We start from the raw sequence: 21,526 nt of genomic DNA, 5'->3' as shown, positions 1-21,526 counted from the left end.
GCGCAGTGTAGGGCCGGGTCGTCACACGCTCGTTACACCCGCCGCTGACCGGGCGTGTAACCGGCCCGTGACGCCCCGCGCCTAGCCTGAACCGCGATGCGAGACAGTCCGTGGACGTGGATGCCAGGAGAATCACCTGGCGCCTTTGAACTGAGAGGTGACCTGACCGTGGCGGGCCAGACGGTGCCGCTGCGCCTGGGCGGCCGGGCCTGGGGGGAACTGAACGCCGCGCGGGACAACGCCGTGCTGGTCTGTCACCACTACACCGGCACCATGCGCGCCGCTGGTGAGCAGCCCGACGGGACGCCCGGCTGGTGGGACGCCCTGATCGGCCCGGGCCGCGCGCTGGACACCGACCGGTTCTACGTGGCGTGCCTGAACACGCCCGGGAATGTGCAGGTGCGCGACCCGGAGGTCGTTACGACCGGCCCCGCCACGCTTCATCCGGACGGGCAGCCCTGGGGGGAGCGGTTCCCGGCGTGGACGATGGCCGACCTGCACGGGGCGCAGTACGGGCTGCTGCGGTCTCTGGGCGCGCCGCACTGGCACGCGGTGGTGGGTCCCAGCTTCGGGGGGATGCAGGCGCTCCAGTGGGCGGCACGCACCCCGGCGCTGGCGCCGCGCGTGGCGGCGGTCGTGAGCAGCCCGGTCGCGGGGCCGGTGCTGCGCGGCGTGTTCGGCCCGCTCCTGCACGCGGCGGCGCAGGGCGATCCCGAAGCGGCGCTGCACGAGACGCTGCGCCTGATCACCTTCTTCGGGCTGGGCGCGGACGGCGTGGACCTGCTGTTCCGGGACACGGACGTGGACGCCTACCTGCGCGCCCGCACCGCGACCGCCGACCTGCGGCACGTGCTGGACATCGGCCGGGCCGTGCAGACGCACGACCTGCTGGAGGTGGCCCCGCTGGACGACCTGTGCCGCCGCTGGCGTGAGCAGGGCACGCGGCTGCTGAGCGTGAACGTGCGCGGCGACCAGTTCTTCCCCGCTGCCGAGATGCGTGATTTCGCCGCGCAGACACAGGCGGCGGGCGTGGCGCACACGCACCTGGAATTCGACTCGCCGCGCGGGCACCTGGGCGGCCTGGCCGACACCGCCGCCTTCGAGGACGCCCTGCGGGAGCTGCTGGGCACGGCGCCGATGCCGCCCGCTCTGGACGCGGCGGAGGTGCGCCATGTCTGATGGAGGCGTGACCCGCACGCTGGTGGCCCTGCACGGTAATTTCGCCTCGTCCCGCTGGTGGGTGGACCTGCTCGCCACGCCGCCGGCCGGGTGGCGGGTGCTCGCCCCGGACCTGCCGGGTTTTGCGGGCACGCCGCATCCGGGTCCCGTCTCCATTGGGGCGTATGCGGACTGGGTGCAGGACTGGCTGCGCGCGCAGGGCGTCACGCGGCCGGTGCTGCTGGGGCACTCGCTGGGCGGCGCGGTGGCGCTGGAGGTCGCGGCGCGTGACCCGCAGGCCCTGTCGGGGCTGGTGCTGGCGGCCAGCGCACCCCTGAGTGGACTGGTCACGCCCGAGGAGCACTACCCGGTGCTGGAACTGCTGCGCACCACGCCCGCTCTGCTGGAGGCCAGCCTGGGCGCGCTGTTCCCGTCCGGGCGGCCCGCGAACTTCGCGGACCTGCTGACCGACGGGGCGAACATGGCCGCCACGCACTACAGCGGGAACGCCCGCGCGCTCGCCGGGTGGCAGGTGGAGGCCGCGCGGCTGGCCGGGCTGCCGACCCTGGTCCTGGGCGGCGAACTGGACGCCCTGATCACCCCCGACCTCGTGCGGGCGCAGGCGGCGGCGCTGGGAACGGCCGCCACCGTCCTGCCCGGGCGGGGGCACGGCTTCCCGCAGGAAGACCCGGCGGCCTTCCGCGCGCTGCTGGAGAGATTCCCGGACACCCTCCCCGCGTCCTAACGACCGTTCGTTCTACACTGGAGCCAACATGAACAAGGTGTACCCCGACGCCCACGCGGCACTTGCAGACATCGTGGCCGACGGCCAGACCATCGCCGTGGGGGGCTTCGGCCTGTGCGGCATTCCCGAACAGCTCATCCTGGCCCTGCGCGACAGCGGCGCCAGGGACCTGACCGCCGTCAGCAACAACGCCGGCGTGGACGGCTGGGGCCTGGGCCTGCTGCTCCAGACCCGCCAGATCCGCAAGATGATCAGCTCCTACGTCGGCGAGAACAAGGAATTCGAACGCCAGTACCTCGCCGGGGAACTCGAACTGGAATTCACGCCGCAGGGCACCCTGGCCGAACGCATGCGCGCCGGTGGGGCGGGCATCCCCGGCTTCTACACCAAGACCGGCGTGGGCACCACCGTCGCCGAGGGCAAGGAACACAAGGACTTCGATGGCCAGACGTTCATCTTGGAACGCGGCATCGTCGCCGACGTCGCGCTGGTCAAGGCCTGGAAGGCCGACCGCGCCGGGAACCTCGTGTACCGCAAGACCGCCCGCAATTTCAACCCGATGGCCGCCACCTGCGGCAAGGTCACGGTTGCGGAGGTCGAGGAGATCGTCGAGATCGGGCAGATCGATCCGGATGATGTGGACACCCCCGGCATCTTCGTGCAGCGCGTCGTGCTCAACGCCACGCCCGAGAAGCGCATCGAGCAGCGCACCGTCCGCGCCGGGTAGGTCCGGCCGCCTGGGAGGTCACGCGGGGTGGACGTTCCCGCGTGACCTCCGGTCCGTCTAGGCCTCCTGCCACCACCCGTCGAAGGGCGTGACCGGCACCGCGCGCTTGTGGCGGGTGACGCGGTACAGGCGTTCCAGCTTCTCGGCCACTTCCGGCGGGACGTCCTGGCCTTCCAGGTAATCGTCAATCTGGGCGTATGTCAGGCCCAGCGCGACCTCGTCCGGGAGGCCGGGGCGGTCGTCTTCCAGGTCGGCGGTGGGCACTTTCTGCCACGTCTCGCGGGGCGCGCCCAGGTACTCCAGCAGCTGTGCGCCCTGGCGTTTACTCAGGCCGGTCAGGGGGGTCAGGTCCACGCCGCCGTCTCCGTACTTCGTGAAGAAGCCCGTGATGGCCTCGGCGGCGTGATCGGTGCCCACCACCAGCAGGTTCAGCTGTCCGGCGAGCGCGTACTGGGCGACCATCCGCTCGCGGGCCTTGATGTTCCCCCGCACGAAGTCGCGCAACTCCCCGCCCAGGCCCGCCCCGGTGAGGGCGGCAGCCGCGGCGCTCGCGGCGGCGTCCACCGCTCCTTTCACGTTCACGGTCACGTTCTGATCCGGGCGGATGAACGCCAGGGCGCGTTGCGCGTCCGCCTCGTCGGCCTGCACGCCGTACGGCAGGCGCACCGCCACGAAGGTCGCCTCCTGACCGCCGTCGCGCAGGCGCTCGGCGGCCAGCTGGCACAGCCGCCCCGCCAGGGTGCTGTCCTGCCCGCCACTGATGCCCAGCACGAAGCCCCGCGTGCCGGACGCTCGCAGGTACGCGCACAGGAACGCCACACGGCGCTCCACCTCCGCGGCCGGGTCAATCGTGGCCTGCACGGCCAGTTCACGCCTGATGGTCTGCTGCGCGCTCATGCGCCGCAGTATCCCACCGGAAGAGCTACGCGGTCACGGTCTACACTGCGGGCGTGACCGAGCAGCCCACGCGACTGCAACTCCCGGCCCACGCGCAGGCCGCGCCGCCCCCCGGCGCCCTGAGCGTTGACGGAGTCATCGAGCAGCTCGGCGTGGGCGCCTTCCAGGTGCGGCTGCTGCTCATCTGCGGCCTGACCTTCGCGGCGGACGCCATGGAGGTCCTGCTGATGGGCTTCGCGGCGCCCGGCGTGAACGCCTCGTTCCACCTGCCGCCCGGCGCGCTGGGCGCCACCATGCTGCTCTCGGCCACGTACGTGGGCATGCTGCTGGGCGCCCCGTTCTGGGGCCGGCAGGCGGACGTGTACGGCCGGCGACCCGTGTTCCTGTTCACGGTACTGGCGGGCGTGATCTTCGGGCTGGTGGGGGCCATGGCGCCGAACATCTGGGTGCTGGTGGCGGCGCGGGTCCTGGCGGGCTTCGCGATTGGCGGGACGATGGCGGTCGATTACGCCCTGATCGCGGAGTTCGTGCCCCGGCGCGTGCGTGGCCGCTTCCTGGTCCTGACCGAGGCCTTCTGGGCGGTGGGAACGCTGCTGATCGGCGCGGCCGCGTACCTGCTGGGGCAGCTGCTGCCGCCGCAGGACGGCTGGCGCATGCTGGTGCTGCTCGCGGCCCTGCCGGGCGTGGTGGGCCTGCTCGTCCGCACGGGCGTACCGGACTCGCCGCGCTGGCTGCTCTCACGCGGGCGCGTGGACGACGCGCGGCAGGCCCTGGCGCGCGTCGCGCTGCTCAACAGGCGCCCCCTGCCCCCCGAGCCACTCCAGGTGCCCACGCGCGTCCCGGTCCGCCCGCCACGCTGGTCGGCGCTGTTTTCCGCGCACCTGCGGGACCGGACGCTGCTGCTGGGCATCACGTGGTTCGGCATGAGCCTCGGGTATTACGGCATCTTCTCGTGGCTGCCCACGTACCTGCGCACGCAGGGCGTGGACCTGCCTGAAGCGTACCGGGTGACCATGATTCTCGCGCTGGCGCAGGTGCCCGGGTACCTGCTCGCCAGCCTGCTCATCGAGTGGCTGGGGCGGCGCGTGACCCTGACCGCGTTCATGCTGACCAGCGCGGCGGGCGCGTACCTGTTCCTGATGGCCAGCACGCCGCAGTGGGCCGTGATGGCCTCCGGGCTGCTGGCCTTCGCGCTACTGGGCACCTGGGGTGCGCTGTACGCCTTCACCGCCGAGGTGTTTCCCACCACGCTGCGCGCCACGGGTCTGGGCACGGTCAGTGCCGCCGCGCGCCTGGGCAGCCTGGTGTCCCCGGCGGCGGGCGCGCTGCTGCTCAGCGGGAACCTCGGGCAGGCGCTGACGGTGTTCGCGGCGTCGTTCATCATCTCAGCCGGGTGCGTCTGGGCGACCGGCCTGGACCTGCGCGGCCAGCCCATCCCCGAGGGAGAACACGGATGAATGACACGTCCCCGCTGGGCTCGGCGCTGTTCACGGACCTGTACCAGCTGACCATGATGCAGGGCTACCAGGAGGCGGGTCTGCACACCCAGACGGCCACGTTCGACCTGTACTTCCGCCGCGCGCCCTTCCGGGGCGGGTACGCCGTCTGGGCGGGACTGGACCCCGCCCTGAGCGCCCTGGAGGGCCTACGCTTCACGGAGCGCGACCTGACGTACCTGGCGGGCACTGGACTGTTCCGCCCGGCGTTCCTGTCGGCCCTGCGCGACTGGCGCTTCACGGGGCAGGTGACGGCCTTCCCGGAGGGCCGCGTGGTGTTCCCGCACGAGCCGCTGCTGACCGTGCGCGGCCCGCTGTGGGAGGCGCAGCTGGTCGAGACGGCGCTGCTGAACGTCCTGAACTTCCAGACCCTGATCGCCACGAAGGCCGCGCGGCTGGTCAGTGCCGCGCAGGCCAGCCCGCACGGGGGGCAGGTCGTGGAATTCGGCGCCCGCCGCGCGCAGGGCCCCGACGGCGCGCTGGGCGCCACGCGCGCCGCCGTGATCGGCGGGGCCACCGGCACCAGCAACGTCGAGGCGGCTGCCCGCTACGGCCTGCCCGCCACGGGCACGCACGCGCACGCCTGGGTCGAGGCGTTCCCGACCGAACTGGACGCCTTCCGCGCCTACGCCCGGCTGTACCCGGACGCCACGACCCTGCTGCTGGACACCTTCGACACGCTGCGCAGCGGCCTTCCGAACGCCCTGACCGTCGCGCGGGAACTGCGCGTGGCCGGGCACGAACTGCGCGGCGTGCGCCTGGACAGCGGGGACCTCGCGTACCTGTCCGCGCGGGTGCGTGAGGCGCTGGACGGCGCGGGCTTCCCCGAGGTGCAGATCGTCGCCAGCAACGACCTGTCCGAATTCGTGATCGAGAGCGTGATCCGGGAGGGCGGCCGCGTGGACGTGTACGGCGTCGGCACGCAGCTCGCCACGGGCGGCGGCGACGGGGGCGGCGCGCTGGGCGGCGTGTTCAAACTCGTTGCTCTGAACGGCGAGGGCCGCATGAAACTCACCGGGGACCCCGCCAAGGCCAGCGTGCCCGGCGACAAGCGCGTCTGGCGCGCCCGCGACGCCCAGGGCCAGCTGGTCATGGACGTCATCACCGGCCTGAATGACGCCGCGCCGCAGCCCGGCGAGCGCGTCAGTGACCCCACCAATCCCCTCGGGTCCCGCCGCGTGCCCGGCGGCCTGACCTGGACGGACCCGCGCGTGACCGTCATGGACGGCGGCGTGCGCCAGCAGCCGCCCGAGGCCCTGGGTGACCTCCAGGCGCGCGCGCGTGAGGACCTGGCCGCGCTGCCTGACGGCACGCGCCGCCTCCTGAACCCCCACCGCTACCACGTGAGCCTGGGCGCGCCCCTTCAGGCCCGCCGGGACGCGCTGATCGCCGCGCTGCGTGACCTGCACGGCCTGTGACGCGGGCCGCGCTGGCCGTGTACGTGGGCCGCTTCCAGCCGCTGCATGCCGGGCACCTGCGCGCCATGCTGGACGCCCTGGACCGGCACTGGCGCCTGCTGGTCCTGCTGGGCAGCGCGAACCTGGCCCGCAGCGCCCGCAATCCCTTCACGCCGCGCGAGCGGGCCGGCATGATCCGCGCCGCGCTGCGTGACGCGGGCGTCCCGGCCCGGCGCGTGACCCTGCGGCCCCTGCCAGACGAGTTTGACGCGGACCGCTGGGCGGCGTACGTCCGCCAGGCGGCGCGGGACGTGGCGGGCGACACTCTGGTCAGCCTGACCGGCTTCGACAAGGACGCCAGCAGCCGCTACCTGCACTGGTTTCCCGACTGGACGCTGGACCCCAGCCGGCCGCTGCGGGTGGGGGAGGGGGTGTTGAACGCCACGGACCTGCGCCGCGCGCTGTTCGAGCTGGGCGAGGTGCCCGCGCTCCTGCCCCCGGCGGTCGCCGCCGCCCTGACCCGGTTTCAGGACACCGGGACCTACACCCGCCTGAGGGCCGAGTGGTTCGCCCTTCAGGCCGAGCTGGCCGCCTGGGACGGCACGCCCCGCCACGAGCGCCTCGACCTGCACCTGTCGCGCGGCCCCACCGGGCCGCACGTATGGCTCGCCCGCCGCCCCGGCCCGGTCGGCTCGGGCCTGTGGACGCTGCCCGCCACGGCCCTCGGGTCCAGGGCGCTGCCCGCCGGGGCCGCGGTGTTCCCGCACCCGGCGCGGTCGCTGGGCGTCCCGACCACCGCGCACGTGGTCCGCACGGCAACGCCGCCCTCCGGCACGCGCCCCGTTCCCCTGGCGCACGCCCTGGCCCGCCCGCGCCAGTTCTTCGAGGATCACCACGTCATCCTGCGCCGCCTGACGCCGCCGACTTGAGCGGTCGCCCGCCCCGTCACGGTTCACGCCGTGAAACGCGCCTGTGATGCGCGCCGGGCATGATGACCCTGTCCGGTTCGGTAGGTCACGCCGCTTGACACCCCGGCGGGCCGGGCCGCAAGCTGCGCCTGACTTCCACAGCCCACCCACTGCCCCCACATTCAAGGAGACTTCATGCCCTGGACCCGAGACGAGATGGCCGCCCGCGCGGCCCGTGAACTGCAGGACGGCTACTACGTGAACCTGGGCATCGGCCTGCCCACCCTGGTCGCCAACCACATCCCAGGCGGCGTGAGCGTCATGCTGCAAAGCGAGAACGGCCTGCTCGGCATCGGCCCGTTCCCCACCGAGGACCAGGTGGACCCGGACCTGATCAACGCCGGGAAGCAGACCGTCACGGCCCTGCCCGGCGCGAGCTTCTTCTCCAGCGCGGACTCGTTCGCCATGATCCGCGGCGGGCACGTGAACCTCGCGATCCTGGGCGCCATGCAGGTCAGTGAACGGGGCGACCTGGCGAACTGGATGATTCCCGGCAAGATGGTCAAGGGCATGGGCGGCGCCATGGACCTCGTGGCAGGCGTGCAGCGCGTCGTGGTCCTCATGGAGCACGTGGCCAAGGGCGACGCGCACAAGATCCTGCCCGAATGCACCCTGCCGCTGACCGGGCAGGGGGTCGTGAACCGCATCATCACGGACCTGGGCGTGCTGGACGTCACGCCCAATGGCCTGAAACTGGTGGAACTCGCGCCCGGCGTGACCCTGGACGAGTTGCAGGCGAAGACCGGCGCGCCCATCCACGCCTGAGCCCGTCTGAGCTCCGGCCCCGGCGTGACGCTGGGGCCGGTGTTCGTTCAGGCCCGCTGGAACACGGCGGTCACCGGGCCGTCCGGGCGCAGCGTCACGCCCGCGTGCAGGCCCGTCGGGCCACCGTCCGGGACGGTCACGCGCACGTCGCGCAGCAGCAGCGCCGCGATCAGCCCGGCCTCCATCAGCGCGAGGTTGTTCCCGATGCACATGCGCGGTCCCAGCCCGAACGGCATGAACGCCTCCGGGGTGCGCTCACCGCGCAACCAGCGGTCCGGCACGAAGGCGTGCGGGTCCGGCCAGAACGCCGCGTGCCGCTGCAGCAGGTAGATGCACACCGACACGGCCGCGCCCTCGGGCAGGTCAAGGCCCGCCACGCGCACGGGCGCCGTGGCCTGCCGCGGGACCAGCCACGCGGGTGGGTACAGCCGCAGCGTCTCCTGAATGCAGGCGTTCAGCAGCGGCAGGCGCGGGAGGTCGGCGGCGGTGGGGTCACGGTCCGCCAGCACCCCACGCAGTTCCTCCTGCACGCGCGCCTGCACGTCCGGGTGGCGGGCCAGCAGCAGCAGCAGGAACGTCAGGGTGTTCGCGGTCGTCTCGTGACCCGCCAGGAACAGGGTCATGACCTCGTCGCGCAGTTCCTGGTCGCTCAGCCCGGCGCCCTGCTCGTCCCGGGCGGCCAGCAGCAGGCCCAGCAGGTCACCGCCGGGCGCGCCAGCCTCCTGCTCGGCCCGGCGGGCGGCGATGATGCGCGCCACGATGCTGTCCAGGGCGCGGCCGGCCGCAGCGGACCGCTGACCGGCGGGCGTGGGCAGCCAGCGGGGCAGGTCCACCACGGCGCGCGCGCGGCTGGCGGTGTGGTCCAGCAGCGGCGGCAGTTCGGCCTCCACGACGCGCAGTTCCTCGTCGGTCAGGCCGGTGCCGAACAGCACGGACGCCACGGCGCGCAGCGTGACGCGCAGCATCTCGCCGCCCACCTCCAGCGCCTCTCCGGTCTGCGCGGCGTGCAGGAGGGCCGTGTGGGTGGGCCGGGCGGCCTGCACGATGTCCTGCGCCATGCCGCTCAGGGCCGAGCGGTGAAAGGACGGCTGCATCAGGCGGCGGTGCGTGCGCCAGGTCTGCCCCTCGGCGGTCAGGAGGCCGGTGCCTAGGAAGTCCTGCATCTTCTGAATGCCGCGGCCCTTGCGGAAGTGAGCGGCCTGTGTGACCAGGACCTCGCGCGCGGCGTCCGGGTGCGTGACCATCAGCACGTCGCGCGGCCCGATCCGCAGGGTGAAGGCGTCGCCGTACGCGGCGCGCAGGTGGCGCAGGTACGACAGCGCGTCCCGGCGCAGTTCCAGGGCGGAACGCAGCGGCGAGACGCGGGGGCGCAGGGGCGGGGCAGAAGTGGTGGTCACGGTCCCCCCATTCTGACACTGTGTCAGCCTGGGCGTGTGGGGGGCTGCGTTGCCCCGGCGGGCGTCACTTCCGGCAGGTCAGGTCGACCCGGAAGCTCGGATCGGGCACCGAGAAGCGCGCCTTGACGCTGCTGGCCAGTTTCGGGTCCACTTCGAACAGGAACTTCTGCGGCGTGGCCGCCGCGACCGCCGCCGCGTCCAGATGCTCCTCCGGGAAGATCTGGAAGGTGTACACCGTGCCCGTGCCCTGCTGGAGTTTCGTGTACGTCTTGTCCTGCCACGCCCCCACGCCCAGGGTCATCTTCGCCCAGCTGTCCCCATCCGCGAAGGTCAGGTTGCGGGCACTGTTGTAGTGCACCCCCGCCTCATCAAGTTCCAGCGTCTGCGTGGTGCCGTTCTTGATCTCGACCGTCACGGCGTACCCGTCCCCGTACGGGTCGTTGTGGAAGGGGGCGACCTTCGTGACCCGCATGCGCCAGATGCCGTTGAACAGCCACTCGTTCACGCAGCCGGTGACGCTGGCTTTCGCGTTCGCGCCGCCCTGCGCGGCCAGGGCCTTTTGCAGGTCGGCCAGTTTGATGTACGTCACGCCCCCGATGACGCTGGTGCTCAGGGTGGTGGGCTGACTGTTCAGGGTCAGGGTGACGGGCGCGGCGACGGCGGTGGACAGGGCGGTCAGGGCCAGCAGGGTCAGGGTACGCATGGTGAACTCCTTGGAAAACGCCGGAACGCTCCGGGTGCGCTTCTGCCACCCAGGGTGCGCCCCGCGCCGTTGCGCCGCCGTTGCACTTCCCGCTGCGCCGCGTCCGGGCATCCCATACAGCCCTAACGAGCGTTTGTTAGACTGATGGGAACAATGACCCAGCCCGACACCAGCGCCCCCCCGGCGCCCCCCACCCACACCCCCTGGACCGACGCCCTGGCCCGCCTGGACACCGACCGCGCCCGCGTCCACGCCGGCGGCGGCGCCAAAGCCCAGCAGCGCCAGCACGACAAGAACCGCCTCACCGCCCGCGAACGCATCCGCCAGCTCATCGACGACGGCACGCCCTTCGACGAACTCATGACCTTCGCCGGCTGGGAGATGTACCAGGACGTCGGCGGCTGCCCGTCCGGCGGGACCGTCACCGGCATCGGCCAGATCCAGGGCCGCCCCTGGATGATCATCGCCAACGACGCCACCGTGAAGGCCGGGGCGTTCTTCCCCATCACCGCGAAGAAGGTCATCCGCGCGCAGACCATCGCGCTCGAAAACCACCTCCCCGTCGTGTACCTCGTGGACAGTGCGGGCGTGTACCTGCCCATGCAGGATGAGATCTTCCCCGATCAGGATGACTTCGGCCGCGTGTTCTACCTCAACGCCCGCATGAGTGCGCGCGGCATCCCGCAGATCGCCGCGATCATGGGTAACTGCGTTGCGGGCGGCGCGTACCTGCCCGTCATGTGCGACACCCTGATCATGACTGAAGGCTCCGGGCTGTACCTCGCCGGGCCCGCGCTGGTGAAGGCCGCCATCGGACAGGTCGTGGACTCGGAAGACCTCGGCGGGGCCAGCATGCACGCCTCCATCGCGGGGACCGTGGACTACAAGGAACCCGACGATGCCGCCGCACTGAGGCGCATCCGCGCGCTGGCCGACCTGTACGCGCAGGGTGACAGCGCCCCCTTTGCCAGACGCCGCAAGGAGACACTGCCCGCCCCGGAACGCGACCTCACCGACCTCGTCGGCTTCGACGGCAGCAAGACGTACGACGTGCGCGACCTCATCACCGCCCTGGTCGATGGAGGCGAATTCCACGAGTTCAAACCCGAGTACGGCGAGACCCTCGTGTGCGGCTTCGCCCGCGCCGGCGGATACCCCGTGGCGTTCGTCGCGAACCAGCGCACCGTGATCAAGAAGAAACTCAAGAGCGGCGGCGAACCCGGCCTGCGCACCCGCATCGAGGTCGGCGGCGTCATTTACGGCGACAGTGCCGACAAGGCCGCCCGCTTCATCATGGACGCCAACCAGGCCGGCGTGCCCCTCGTGTTCCTCAGCGACGTGACCGGCTTCATGGTCGGCCGCGACAGCGAACAGGAAGGCATCATCCGCCGCGGTGCGAAACTCGTCAACGCCGTGAGCAACACCGTCGTCCCCAAGATCACCATCATCACCGGCGGATCCTTCGGCGCCGGGAACTACGCCATGAACGGCAAGGCCTACGCCCCCCGCTTCCTGTTCGCGTGGCCCAGCGCCAAGTACGCCGTCATGAGCGGCAACGCCGCCGCCAAGACCCTGCTGGACATCCAGCTCGCCGCCCTCAAACGCAGCGGCCACCAGCCCGACGACGAGGAACTCCAGAAGCTCTACGACGAGGTCAAGAGCAAATACGACACCGAACTCGACCCTCGCTACGCCGCCGCCCGCCTCTGGGTGGACGAGATCATCCCCCCCAACGACACGCGCGAGCGCCTCATCCGCGCCCTCGAAGCCTGCGCCCAGAACCCCCACCAGGACGAATTCCGCGTCGGCGTCTTCCAGGTGTAAGTCCGTCGATGGTTGAAGGTCGATGGTCGAAAGATCTACGCCCTTCCTCCATCACCTCTCAACCATCAACCATCACCCCCTCCGAAGGAGCCCCCCATGACCAGCACCCTGAACCGTCCCGAATCCATGAACCCGAACACGCAGCCCATGAATGACGACCAGCGTACGATCATCAGCGCGCTGAAGTCGTTCCTGAAGAACAAGGTCGAGCCGGGCGCGGCCGAGCGCGACCAGACGAGCGAGTTCCCCATGCAGATCGTGCGCGAACTGGGCGAGATGGGCATCATGGGCGCGCAGACGCCCGAGGAGTACGGCGGGGCCGGGCTGGACACAGCGACGTTCGCGCAGATCATCGAGGAGATCGCCGCGGTGGACGGCAGCCTGTGCCTGACCGTGGCGTCCCACAACAGCCTGTGCCAGGGGCACATCCTGATCGGCGGGACCGAGGCGCAAAAGCAGAAGTTCCTGCCCGCCCTGGCCAGCGCCGAGAAACTGGGCGCGTGGGGCCTCACCGAACCCGGCAGCGGCAGTGACAGCGGCGGCATGCAGAGCAACGCCAAGGAACAGGCGGACGGCAGCTGGATCCTGAACGGCAGCAAGAACTTCATCACGCAGGGCAGCGTCGGCGGCACGTACGTCATCCTGGCCCGCACGGACGCCGCCCGCCCCGGCAAGGGCAAGAACGACGGCATCAGCGCGTTCGTGTTCAACCGCGACGAGGTGCAGGGCTTCAGCATCGGCCGCAAGGAAGACAAACTCGGTCTGCGCAGCAGCGACACCGCGCAGCTGATCTTCGAGGACATCCACCTGCCCGCCGACGCGCTGCTGGGTGAGCGGGGCAACGCCTTCAAGGACGTTATGAAAGTCCTCGACGGCGGGCGCGTCGGCATCGCCGCCATGGGCCTCGGCCTGGGCCGCGCCGCGTTCGAGTACGCCGCCCGCTACACCACCCAGCGCGAACAGTTCGGCAAACCCATCGGGCACAACCAGAACCTCGCCTTCCGCCTCGCGGACATGGACACCAAGCTGGAGGCCGCGCGCCTCCTGATCCGCAAGGCTGCCGACCTCAAGGACGCGGGCATGAACTTCACCGTGCCCGTCGCCCGCGCCAAACTATTCGCCACCACCGTCGGCGTCGAAGCCTGCGACGAGGCCATTCAGATGCTCGGCGGGTACGGCTACATCAAGGAGTACCCCGTGGAACGCATGTGGCGCGACAACCGCCTCACCCGCATCGGCGAGGGCACCGACGAGGTGCAGCGCCTCGTCATCAGCCGCGACGTCCTCAAACGCTTCGCCGACTGAAGCCAACGAGAAGAGAGGAGCGGCCGCCGAGGTTCAGGGCGGCCGCTCCTCTCTTCTCAGTTGCTCTTGTTCGGGAGGCGCATCTCGACGTACATGTTCAGCTGCGTGATGTTGTACTCGCGGACGAAGCCGCCGGTGTAACTGGTGTTCCAGGGGTTGTTATTGGGGCTGGTGCGGCGGCGCAGTTCCAGCGGCTGGCCCTGGTAGGTGGCGGTGACGGTGTAGCGGCCCCACATGACGTTCGGTATGACGGGCCCGCTTCCGCTGCGCAGCAGGTGCACGGTTCGGGGTTTCCCGGTGGACCCGTCGGCGAGTTTGCCCACGGGCGTGAGGGTCACGAGCACCTGAGCTTCGTCGATGTCGTACTCGCCGATGGCCCGCTCAATGAACACGCACCCCTGGTTGCCGTATGGGTCCTCTGGCGTGATGGGTTTGGGGCGCAGCACGAAGTCCCGGACGCCCCCGACCACGCCGGCCACCGCGTTGGGCGTGCGGGGCACGAGTTCAATGGCGGTGGTGTAGCCCTCGTACTTCACCTTCAGCTTGGCGTACACCTGGAAGGTGAAGGGCAGTTTGCGCACATCCACGCGGTACTGGCCTTTCGCGTCGGTATACGTGACGAGGTTGCTGTCGTACGAGAGGGTGTTGTCCACATCAATCTCCACACCAGCCAGGGGCGCGCCCTGTTCGTTCACGACGGTGCCGGTGATGAAGCCCTTGACGGGCGTGGTGGCGTCCGCTCCGGTCAGCGTAGCGGCGAGGATGGTGGCGATCAGGGCGGCCTGGGCAGGTCTGTGCATGGGGTGCTCCTCCGTCCGCTGAGGGTAAGAGGAGGGGCGTGGCTGGCGGATGACGTGCGCCGGGATGCCAGAATCAGTCATGAAGTCCGGACGGTTTCTGGCGGTAGGGGCAGTGCTGGGCGCGTGGTTCGTGTGGTCGCGCCGCGCGGCCTCTTTCCCGCACCTGCACGCTGAGCTGCGTTCGCCGCTGCTGCGTTTCCGTTCGCCGCCGTTCACGCCGGGTGTGGTGCGCCTCATGCAGGCGGTGCAAGCCCACACGAAGGCACCGGCGCTGCCTAACGGTGTCCGCGTGGAGGAGTGCCGCATTCCCGGTCCGCCGGGCGCGCCGGACGTGACGGTGTTCGTGTACCGGCCGCCGAACCTCCCGGCGGGCGCGGCCGCAATTCTGAACATTCACGGGGGCGGGTACGTGACCGGGTCGGCCGCGGCGTACCACGCGCAGAGCGCCGCGTACGCCCTGGAACTTGGGGTGGTGGTCGTGGGGGTCGAGTACCGCCTTGCGCCGGGCACGCCGTTCCCGGGGCCGCTGGAGGACTGTTACGCCGCCCTGACGTGGATAGCGCGCGAGGCGGCGTCGCTGGGCCTTGAACCGGCCCGCATCGCGCTGGTAGGGGACAGTGCTGGGGGTGGGCTGGCAGCCGCGCTGGCGCAGCTCGCGCATGACCGGGGTGAGGTCACGCCCGCCTTCCAGCTGCTGTACTACCCGATGCTGGATGACCGCACGGCGCTGCGGGCCGATCACGCCCGGCGCGGCGAGTTCATCTGGCGGCCAACCTCCAACCTGGTGGGCTGGACGGCGTACCTGGGCGGCCCACCCCAGCTGGACGGGGCCACGGCGTACGCCGCGCCAGCCCGGCGGGCGGACCTGAGCGGCCTGCCGCCCGCGTGGATCGGGGTGGGCACCCTGGACCTGTTTCACGATGAGGACCGGACGTACGCGCGGCGACTGCGGGCGGCGGGTGTGCCGTGCGAGTACGTGGAGGTGCCCGGCGCGTACCACGCGTTTGAACGCTTCGCGCCAAACACGGCCGTTGCGGGTGAGTTCAGGCAGAGTGCCCTGGCCGCCCTGCGGCGCGGCCTGAGGCTTGACTGATCGCCGTAAGCCCAGGCAGGACCGTGTGGGTTACAAACAGGTAAGGGAAGGCCCCCTGAGAGGTCCAGTGTGACTGGCCCTGGGGGGCTCAAAATCGTCTGCTCTGACTCTATTCACCTGCGGCAGCACCGCTGGGCTCAGTTGCCGTACACCACGAACACGTCCGTGGTCTTGGCGCTGCTGCTGCCTTCGCGCTGGGAGCTCATGGCGATGTACTTGCCGCTTTTGTTGGCGTACACGAGGAGTTCCGCGCCGCTCATGCGGGAGGCGGGGAGCACGTTGTACTTGCTGTAGGCCGCCTGGCTGTAGCCCAGCGGGCGCGTCTTGTAGATCAGGTCATGGAAGGTTGAGCCCCAGTTGCGCGCTCCGTAGATCTCGACCCACTTCACGGGGATCCCCTTGGCGCGGGCGTTGGCCATGATGTCTGCCTTGAGCTGCTGGGCCCCGGCGTCGCAGGCCTGCTGGAGTAGGGCGCTGCTGCCGGACGGGTACGTGATTCGCACCAGGCCGTTGAAGGCGTGGGTGGGCGTCTTGACGCATTGTGCGCCGGCCAGCCCCGTGAAGCTCAGGGCGATCAAGGTGGTGAGGGAACGGGCGTTCATGATGACCTCCTTGGTGGTGAAGGTCAGCGTAAAGGGCCCTGATGGTGACCGTTTGAGAGCTGTCCCTGAACTGCCCGTTCAGACATGAGAGCGCCTGTACAGCCCTCATGCCTGTTCAGGCGCTGGTGGGGCGCGGACAGTGACAGCCAGTCCGCCCCAGCATGAGAAAACAATGGAGCCTGAGGTCGGCGCGGCGGCGTGCCCCGACCTCAGGTGCAGGCCCAGTCAGGCCGTTTTTGACGGGCCGTGTGGACGCCCCAGCGTCTGACTGGCTGCCCGGACGCCCTCACACCGGGATGTTCACCCTGGGCCTGATCGGGACCTGCTCGCGGTGCCGTTCGATCACCAGGCCCACGTCGGTGAGGGTAGTGGTCTGCAGCAGGGGCCCGTAGTACCCGAGGCGCCGCGCGACGGGAGGCAACTGATACGTCCAGTACAGGCCCATAAGCGGATTGATCCACAGTTCGCTGCCGTGCGTACGGCTGGTCACGTGATGGTCGCCGTAGTGACCGTCAATAGCGCTGAGAATGCTGCTGTTCACGATGCTGGTGTACCGGGGCATCATCTGAAATGCGGCCTCGCAGGCGTCTCTGTACTTCTGTACGGGCGGCAGGTCGGGCGTGAGGCTGAATGCGCCCAGGTACGCGCCGCTGCGGGTAAGGTCAGCGGTGGCTTCCAGATAGTCGGCGTGGCTGACGCCGTGGAAGTGGTCCACACCGAAGCCCAGGCACGCGAGTAGTGTTTTGGGCCCGCTGAGCTCGTTGACTGCGACGAGGCTGGTGGCGTCCTCGTGGGGGGTGCCCAGGCCGGACTCGTCGCCGCGCATCAGGGAGTCCGTGCCGCCGTCCACGAGAATGATCGTGTCGAGGTTCAGGTGCCGCACGAGCGCCTCGTACGCGGTCTTCAGGGGCTGCACGCCCACCTTCCGGAAGGCGTACACGGTGCCCGGCTCGCCCTGCGTGACCAGCCACCGCGACAGCCAGTACTCGGGGAAGTACTCGCCGGGCGTGACGATCAGGTCCGGGGTCACGGGGACCACCGCGGGCGGCAGCGGGCCGTTCGGGCCCAGTCCCAGGCTCGTGAACGAGTAGTTCGCCAGGAACACTTCCTTCCCCTCGGCTTTCAGGGCGAAGTACAGCGGGAGGCCGCAGAACACATCGAAGCCGCCGCCCATCCCGGCGATCATGACGCGGCGCGAGGCCTGAAGTTCACGGAAGAAGGGAGGCTGAAGGGCGTTCATGGCCCATTTATTCTCGCAGGCTCCGGGGGGCAGGGCCGGTCATGATGCGGGAGTGAACGGCCGCGCAGAAGCCCTGCTGGATGATCTGGGCGTGCCGGATGGGCACCCGCTCCGGCCCCTGCTGCTGGGGCAGCTGCGCGGCTCGCGGCCACTTGCGGCGTTCCTGGCGGCACATGCGGCGAAGGTGCGCCGCAAGCTGCGGGTGCCGGACCCGGAGGCCCTGGCGGACGTGGGCGCAGAGCTCGCGGTAGCGGCGTGGCTGCTGCGCGAGCGCCGCTGGACGCTGACGTTCGAGCCTCTGGCCGCGTCGGGCGGCCGCAGCCCGGACTTCCGGGTGGCTGCGCTGGACGGGTCGGGCGCGTGGTTCGTGGAGGTAACCCGCCTGCGCGACCCGGCCGCACACCTGCCGCTGCGGCTGGCGCGGGTGCTGGCAGGCAAGGCGGGTCAGGGGCCGCCGGGCGCGGTGACCGTGCTGGCGGTTCTTCTCCCGGTGGCTGAACCGGGCGCGCCGCTGCTGGCTGAGGCCCTGGGGCTATTGGCGCGCGCCTCACAGGCATCGGAGGGTGGCCCGGCGGGAGTAGATGGGCGGCGCTTCGCCCGGGAGCGCGCGCGACTGAGTGGGGTGCTGCTGAGCTCCGTGCAGTCAGGCGAGTTCGCGGGGCAGCTGTATCCGCTATCCGGTGCGCGCCACCCGGTGCCGGACGGGGTGGCGCGGCGCCTGCGGGCCCTCGGGTAGCGCCGGGGTCGCGGTTCGTTAGTGGGTGTACGTGGCGATCCGGTCGCGCAGCAGCTCGAAGAAGCCGTCGGCGTTCACGTGGGTCATGACCTGCGCGTTCGGGGTCTGCCCGGTGACGTGCCACACGTCGGCCACGGTGCGGCCGTGGCTGGGACCGCCCGACAGGTCAATCTGGACGTGCATGGGCTGCACGGTGAACAGGTCGGGGCACAGCAGCCACGCGGCCGTCAGGGGATCATGCAGCGCCCCGCCGTCCCAGCCGTAGCGTTCACGGTGGTGCTCGGCGAAGAAGGCCAGCAGGTCCGCCACGAACGCGCCGGTGGGCGTGCCCAGGTCGCGGAACAGCTGCACGCGGGCCGGGTGCGCGATGGCCTGATGACTGGCGTTCAGGCCGATCATGGTCAGCGGCACGCCACTGCTGAAGACCACGTGCGCGGCGTGCGGGTCGGCCAGGGCGTTGAACTCGGCGGCGGGCGTCCAGTTGCCGGTGTCGGTGCTGCCGCCCATCCACACGACCTCCCGCACCAGCGGCACGATGTCCGGCGCGAGGCGGAAGGCCAGCGCGACGTTCGTCAGCGGACCCGTGGGGAGCAGCGTGACCTCCCCGGGCTTCTCGCGGACGGTGCGGATGATGAACGCGGCCGCGTGTTCCGCCTCGGTGCCGCGCGTGGGCGCGGGCAGGTGCGGGCCGTCCAGGCCGCTCTCGCCGTGCACGGCCTCGGCGCTGATCCGCTCCTGCACGAGGGGCCGGTCCGCGCCGGCGTAGACGGGCACGTCTGAGCGGGCGATCTGCCGGGTGATCAGGGCGTTGCGGGTGGTGCGGTCCAGGCCTACGTTGCCGAACACGGTGGTCAGGCCAATCACGCGCAGTTCGGGGCTGGCCAGGGCCAGCAGGATGTTCACGGCGTCGTCGTGTCCGGGGTCGAGGTCCAGGATGACGGGGCGGGGCGCGGTCATGCCCGCCAGTATGAGCGTTCGTGAGTTCCGCTGTCCCCGGCGGGGAGACGCGGGACGCAGCTCAAGCGTGAACTCATAGTAAGGTTCGTGCCATCTCTGTCAGGGGCAGGTCAGTACACTGGGGGCATGAAAGGCCTGCGTGAATTCATCGACTGGCTGCGCGAGGTGCTGACCGGCAGCCCGCAACCCCAGCCGGTGCCGGTTCCCGTGCGCGTGCCCAACCGCCGCTAACGGGCCTCCAGAACCTTCCTCTCTGACTGGTCACCTTCCCGCCCACCCACTCCGGGTGGGTGTTCTGCGGACGCCCTAAGCGGCATTGAGGGGTCCGTCAGGTTGACCGGGTCAGGGGACGCTATGCTGCGGGGCGTGCAGGCAGGCGCAGCGGACGGCGAGTATGGAATGGGGGAACTCAGGACGCTGATGGCGTCCCGCCCCGCAGAGGACCAGGAACGGGTGGAGGCGGCCTTCAGGTTCGCGCGGGACGCGCACGCGGGCGTGAACCGCAAGAGTGGCGAGCCGTACATCACGCACCCGGTGGCGGTGGCCATCATCCTGGCGCGCCTGGGCATGGACACGGACAGCCTCATGGCCGGGCTGCTGCACGACACGGTCGAGGATGTGGACGGCGTGACCTTCGAGCTGATCGAACGGGAATTCGGGCCGGACGTGCGCCGCATCGTGGAAGGCGAGACGAAGGTCAGCAAGCTCAGCAAGCAGGGCTCGCAGGCGGCTGAGGTGCGCGAGTCGGGCCGGGACGTGCAGGCCGAGAACCTCCGCCAGATGCTGATCGCCATGACCAGTGACATCCGCATCATCGTGGTGAAGCTGGCCGACCGGCTGCACAACATGCGCACCCTGGGCAGCATGAAGCCGGAAAAGCAGCAGCGGATCGCGCGGGAAACCATGGACATCTTTGCGCCGCTCGCGCACCGCCTGGGGATCGGGCAGATCAAGTGGGAACTGGAGGACCTGAGCTTCCAGTACCTCTACCCGGATGAATACGCGTACCTTCAGTCGCGGCTGCGCACCCGCCAGGAGGAACGCCAGACCCTGATCGAGAATGCTGTGCAGCAGCTGCACGATTCCCTGACCGACGATCTGGAGCTGCCGGAGTGGGTGTCGGACATCGACATCGCGGGGCGCAGCAAGCACCTCTGGAGCATTCACAACAAGATGCAGCGCGAGGGCAAGGGCCTGGAGCAGATCTTCGACCTGCTGGCCATCCGCGTGATCCTCACGCCCCGCGACCTCGTGGTGCCGCCCGGCACGGATGAGAAACGCCGCGAGCGGGCCGAGGAGACCCGCGAGAAACGCATCTGCTACCACACGGTCAGCATCGTGCACAGCGTCTGGACGCCGCTGCCCGGCCGGTTCAAGGATTACATCGCGGTGCCCAAACCCAACGGGTACCAGTCGCTGCACACGACCGTGATCAGCCCCAGCGGGCAACCCATCGAGGTGCAGATCCGCTCGCGGCGCATGCACGAGGTCGCGGAGTTCGGGATCGCCGCGCACTGGATGTACAAGCAGGGCCGTCAGCTCGCGCAGCGTGACCGCGAGAACTGGATTGCGCAGCTGCGCGAACTCCAGAACGAGATCAACGACGCCTCCGACTACATGGACGCCGTGAAGGTGGACATCCTGTCGCAGCGGGTGCGGGTCTTCACGCCCAAGGGCCTGGCCATCAGCCTCCCGGCGGGGAGCACCCCGGTGGACTTCGCGTACCACATTCACACCCGCATTGGCGAGACGACCGTGGGCGCGCGCGTGAACGGCAGTATCGTGCCCCTGTCGCACCGGCTGGGCAACGGCGACATGGTCGAGATCGTGACCAGCAAGAACGGCCACCCCAGCAAGGACTGGCTGAACTTCACGGTGACCCGCTCGGCGCGCAGCAAGATCCGCCATCACTTCCGCGCGCAGGAACGCAGCGAGGCCCTCCAGCACGGGCACGACCTGCTGGAACGCTATCTGCGCAAGCGGCAGCTGGCCGTGCGGCAGCTGATGCGCACCAAACTGCTGGAGGACGCTGCGCTGAAACTCATGGGCTCCCGCAATCCGGACGACCTGTACCTGGCGTTGCACGCCGGGAAACTCACGCCCAGCGCCGTGGGCAAGGTCCTCTCTCCACAGCTGGCGCAGGAGCAGGCGTCTGGTCCCAGCCGCCGCGCGCCCGTCCCGAAAGCACCCGAGCCGGGCGGCGTGTATGTAGAGGGGTTCAGCACGAACACCAAACTCAGTCAGTGCTGCAACCCCATCCGTGGGGATCAGGTCATGGGATACCTGACGCGCGGGCGCGGCGTGAGCGTGCACCGCATCGACTGCCCGAACATGATCCGCCTGCTCAAGGACGAACCGGAACGCTGCGTTGCCGCCTCCTGGGACGCGGGCACGCCCGGCAGCGTCCTGGTGGATGTGGACGTGATCGCCCCCGACCGCGCCGGCCTGCTGGCCGACGTGCTGGGCGTCCTGGCGCGCGGGAAACACAGCCCCACCAAGGTCGAGGCCGTGGTCGGGCAGGAGGAGATCGCCGTGATTCACCTGCGCCTGAACGTCGCCGGGCACGGTGACCTGGAGGTCATCCGCCGCGCGATCCTGACCGTGCCCGGCGTGCAGGACGTCATCCGCGTAGGTGGCCGCAAACGCAACGGCGCCAGCGCCTGACCCCAGGTTGCGTGGCTCTGGGCTTCTGGACCGCTGAAGCTCGGGCCCCGCT

The 21,526-nt window shown here is 70.3% G+C and carries 19 protein-coding genes; 12 read left to right on the top strand and 7 right to left on the bottom strand.

Features of this window, described 5'->3' with window-relative positions; all coding sequences use genetic code 11:
* Nucleotides 1–168 precede the first annotated feature (168 nt).
* The 3 genes from IEY63_RS04685 to IEY63_RS04675 are packed head-to-tail and all read left to right on the top strand — an operon-like array spanning nt 169 to nt 2,630.
* Nucleotides 169–1,179: an alpha/beta fold hydrolase gene (locus IEY63_RS04685; RefSeq protein ID WP_229784475.1), complete on the top strand. Its 1,011-nt coding sequence runs from the start codon at nt 169–171 to the stop codon at nt 1,177–1,179.
* Nucleotides 1,172–1,903: an alpha/beta fold hydrolase gene (locus tag IEY63_RS04680; protein ID WP_189067761.1), complete on the top strand. Its 732-nt coding sequence runs from the start codon at nt 1,172–1,174 to the stop codon at nt 1,901–1,903. Before IEY63_RS04685 ends, IEY63_RS04680 begins: the two co-directional genes overlap by 8 nt.
* A 28-nt stretch (nt 1,904–1,931) precedes the next feature.
* A complete protein-coding gene (locus IEY63_RS04675) occupies nt 1,932–2,630 on the top strand; it encodes a CoA transferase subunit A (protein WP_189067760.1) in 699 nt (232 codons plus the stop codon).
* A gap of 57 nt (nt 2,631–2,687) precedes the next feature.
* Here IEY63_RS04675 and nadE read toward each other — a convergent pair whose 3' ends face one another.
* Nucleotides 2,688–3,527, bottom strand: coding sequence for an NAD(+) synthase (gene nadE, locus IEY63_RS04670; protein ID WP_189067759.1), 840 nt, complete (start codon nt 3,525–3,527; stop codon nt 2,688–2,690).
* 53 nt (nt 3,528–3,580) lie between these two features.
* On the opposite strand from nadE, the gene IEY63_RS04665 reads away from it, so the two are divergent.
* The 4 genes from IEY63_RS04665 (at nt 3,581) to IEY63_RS04650 (ending at nt 8,153) form a co-directional block, all read left to right on the top strand.
* Nucleotides 3,581–4,984: an MFS transporter gene (locus IEY63_RS04665; RefSeq protein WP_229784474.1), complete on the top strand. Its 1,404-nt coding sequence runs from the start codon at nt 3,581–3,583 to the stop codon at nt 4,982–4,984.
* Nucleotides 4,981–6,441 (top strand): nicotinate phosphoribosyltransferase, encoded by a 1,461-nt coding sequence (locus IEY63_RS04660; RefSeq protein ID WP_189067758.1) that lies wholly within the window; start codon nt 4,981–4,983, stop codon nt 6,439–6,441. The genes IEY63_RS04665 and IEY63_RS04660 overlap by 4 nt, the downstream gene beginning before the upstream one ends.
* On the top strand, nt 6,438–7,349 hold the full coding sequence (locus IEY63_RS04655) for an adenylyltransferase/cytidyltransferase family protein (protein ID WP_189067757.1): 912 nt from the start codon (nt 6,438–6,440) through the stop codon (nt 7,347–7,349). The genes IEY63_RS04660 and IEY63_RS04655 overlap by 4 nt, the downstream gene beginning before the upstream one ends.
* A 174-nt stretch (nt 7,350–7,523) precedes the next feature.
* Nucleotides 7,524–8,153: a CoA transferase subunit B gene (locus tag IEY63_RS04650; protein ID WP_189067756.1), complete on the top strand. Its 630-nt coding sequence runs from the start codon at nt 7,524–7,526 to the stop codon at nt 8,151–8,153.
* Between the two features lie 47 nt (nt 8,154–8,200).
* Here the strand turns inward: IEY63_RS04650 and IEY63_RS04645 are convergent, their stop codons facing one another.
* A complete protein-coding gene (locus IEY63_RS04645) occupies nt 8,201–9,550 on the bottom strand; it encodes a cytochrome P450 (RefSeq protein ID WP_189067755.1) in 1,350 nt (449 codons plus the stop codon).
* Between the two features lie 64 nt (nt 9,551–9,614).
* The gene (locus tag IEY63_RS04640) at nt 9,615–10,253 is read right to left on the bottom strand and encodes a hypothetical protein (RefSeq protein WP_189067754.1); all 639 of its coding nucleotides are present in this window, start codon (nt 10,251–10,253) and stop codon (nt 9,615–9,617) included.
* 153 nt (nt 10,254–10,406) lie between these two features.
* On the opposite strand from IEY63_RS04640, the gene IEY63_RS04635 reads away from it, so the two are divergent.
* Nucleotides 10,407–12,077, top strand: coding sequence for an acyl-CoA carboxylase subunit beta (locus tag IEY63_RS04635; RefSeq protein WP_189067753.1), 1,671 nt, complete (start codon nt 10,407–10,409; stop codon nt 12,075–12,077).
* 96 nt (nt 12,078–12,173) lie between these two features.
* Nucleotides 12,174–13,382 carry an acyl-CoA dehydrogenase family protein gene (locus tag IEY63_RS04630; RefSeq protein ID WP_189067752.1) on the top strand — a complete coding sequence of 403 codons (1,209 nt, stop codon included), beginning with the start codon at nt 12,174–12,176 and terminating at the stop codon, nt 13,380–13,382.
* A gap of 56 nt (nt 13,383–13,438) precedes the next feature.
* Here IEY63_RS04630 and IEY63_RS04625 read toward each other — a convergent pair whose 3' ends face one another.
* A complete protein-coding gene (locus tag IEY63_RS04625; RefSeq protein WP_189067751.1) occupies nt 13,439–14,182 on the bottom strand; it encodes a carboxypeptidase-like regulatory domain-containing protein in 744 nt (247 codons plus the stop codon).
* Between the two features lie 79 nt (nt 14,183–14,261).
* On the opposite strand from IEY63_RS04625, the gene IEY63_RS04620 reads away from it, so the two are divergent.
* A complete protein-coding gene (locus IEY63_RS04620; RefSeq protein WP_189067750.1) occupies nt 14,262–15,275 on the top strand; it encodes an alpha/beta hydrolase in 1,014 nt (337 codons plus the stop codon).
* Between the two features lie 137 nt (nt 15,276–15,412).
* Here the strand turns inward: IEY63_RS04620 and IEY63_RS04615 are convergent, their stop codons facing one another.
* On the bottom strand, nt 15,413–15,877 hold the full coding sequence (locus IEY63_RS04615; protein ID WP_189067749.1) for a hypothetical protein: 465 nt from the start codon (nt 15,875–15,877) through the stop codon (nt 15,413–15,415).
* A 286-nt stretch (nt 15,878–16,163) separates the two neighbouring features.
* Nucleotides 16,164–17,117, bottom strand: coding sequence for a DUF1152 domain-containing protein (locus IEY63_RS04610; RefSeq protein ID WP_189067748.1), 954 nt, complete (start codon nt 17,115–17,117; stop codon nt 16,164–16,166).
* A gap of 52 nt (nt 17,118–17,169) precedes the next feature.
* Here IEY63_RS04610 and IEY63_RS04605 point away from each other — a divergent pair, with 52 nt between their 5' ends.
* Complete coding sequence (locus tag IEY63_RS04605; protein ID WP_189067747.1) at nt 17,170–17,853, top strand: hypothetical protein; 684 nt, start codon at nt 17,170–17,172, stop codon at nt 17,851–17,853.
* Between the two features lie 18 nt (nt 17,854–17,871).
* Here IEY63_RS04605 and IEY63_RS04600 read toward each other — a convergent pair whose 3' ends face one another.
* A complete protein-coding gene (locus IEY63_RS04600; RefSeq protein WP_189067746.1) occupies nt 17,872–18,810 on the bottom strand; it encodes a nucleoside hydrolase in 939 nt (312 codons plus the stop codon).
* Between the two features lie 399 nt (nt 18,811–19,209).
* On the opposite strand from IEY63_RS04600, the gene IEY63_RS04595 reads away from it, so the two are divergent.
* On the top strand, nt 19,210–21,474 hold the full coding sequence (locus IEY63_RS04595; protein ID WP_189068063.1) for a RelA/SpoT family protein: 2,265 nt from the start codon (nt 19,210–19,212) through the stop codon (nt 21,472–21,474).
* Nucleotides 21,475–21,526: the final 52 nt, after the last annotated feature.

Origin of the sequence: Deinococcus radiotolerans, assembly GCF_014647435.1 — a bacterium.
Classification (GTDB): Bacteria; Deinococcota; Deinococci; order Deinococcales; family Deinococcaceae; genus Deinococcus; species Deinococcus radiotolerans.
This window is presented reverse-complemented; position numbering and strand designations above follow the sequence as displayed.

Coding starts and splice junctions, on each gene's coding strand:
- IEY63_RS04595 (WP_189068063.1), top strand. CDS start 19,210: ATGGGGGAACTCAGGACGCTGATGGCGTCCCGCCCCGCAGAGGACCAG.
- nadE (WP_189067759.1), bottom strand. CDS start 3,527: ATGAGCGCGCAGCAGACCATCAGGCGTGAACTGGCCGTGCAGGCCACG.
- IEY63_RS04650 (WP_189067756.1), top strand. CDS start 7,524: ATGCCCTGGACCCGAGACGAGATGGCCGCCCGCGCGGCCCGTGAACTG.
- IEY63_RS04680 (WP_189067761.1), top strand. CDS start 1,172: ATGTCTGATGGAGGCGTGACCCGCACGCTGGTGGCCCTGCACGGTAAT.
- IEY63_RS04615 (WP_189067749.1), bottom strand. CDS start 15,877: ATGAACGCCCGTTCCCTCACCACCTTGATCGCCCTGAGCTTCACGGGG.
- IEY63_RS04610 (WP_189067748.1), bottom strand. CDS start 17,117: ATGAACGCCCTTCAGCCTCCCTTCTTCCGTGAACTTCAGGCCTCGCGC.
- IEY63_RS04660 (WP_189067758.1), top strand. CDS start 4,981: ATGAATGACACGTCCCCGCTGGGCTCGGCGCTGTTCACGGACCTGTAC.
- IEY63_RS04635 (WP_189067753.1), top strand. CDS start 10,407: ATGACCCAGCCCGACACCAGCGCCCCCCCGGCGCCCCCCACCCACACC.
- IEY63_RS04640 (WP_189067754.1), bottom strand. CDS start 10,253: ATGCGTACCCTGACCCTGCTGGCCCTGACCGCCCTGTCCACCGCCGTC.
- IEY63_RS04675 (WP_189067760.1), top strand. CDS start 1,932: ATGAACAAGGTGTACCCCGACGCCCACGCGGCACTTGCAGACATCGTG.
- IEY63_RS04630 (WP_189067752.1), top strand. CDS start 12,174: ATGACCAGCACCCTGAACCGTCCCGAATCCATGAACCCGAACACGCAG.
- IEY63_RS04625 (WP_189067751.1), bottom strand. CDS start 14,182: ATGCACAGACCTGCCCAGGCCGCCCTGATCGCCACCATCCTCGCCGCT.
- IEY63_RS04600 (WP_189067746.1), bottom strand. CDS start 18,810: ATGACCGCGCCCCGCCCCGTCATCCTGGACCTCGACCCCGGACACGAC.
- IEY63_RS04620 (WP_189067750.1), top strand. CDS start 14,262: ATGAAGTCCGGACGGTTTCTGGCGGTAGGGGCAGTGCTGGGCGCGTGG.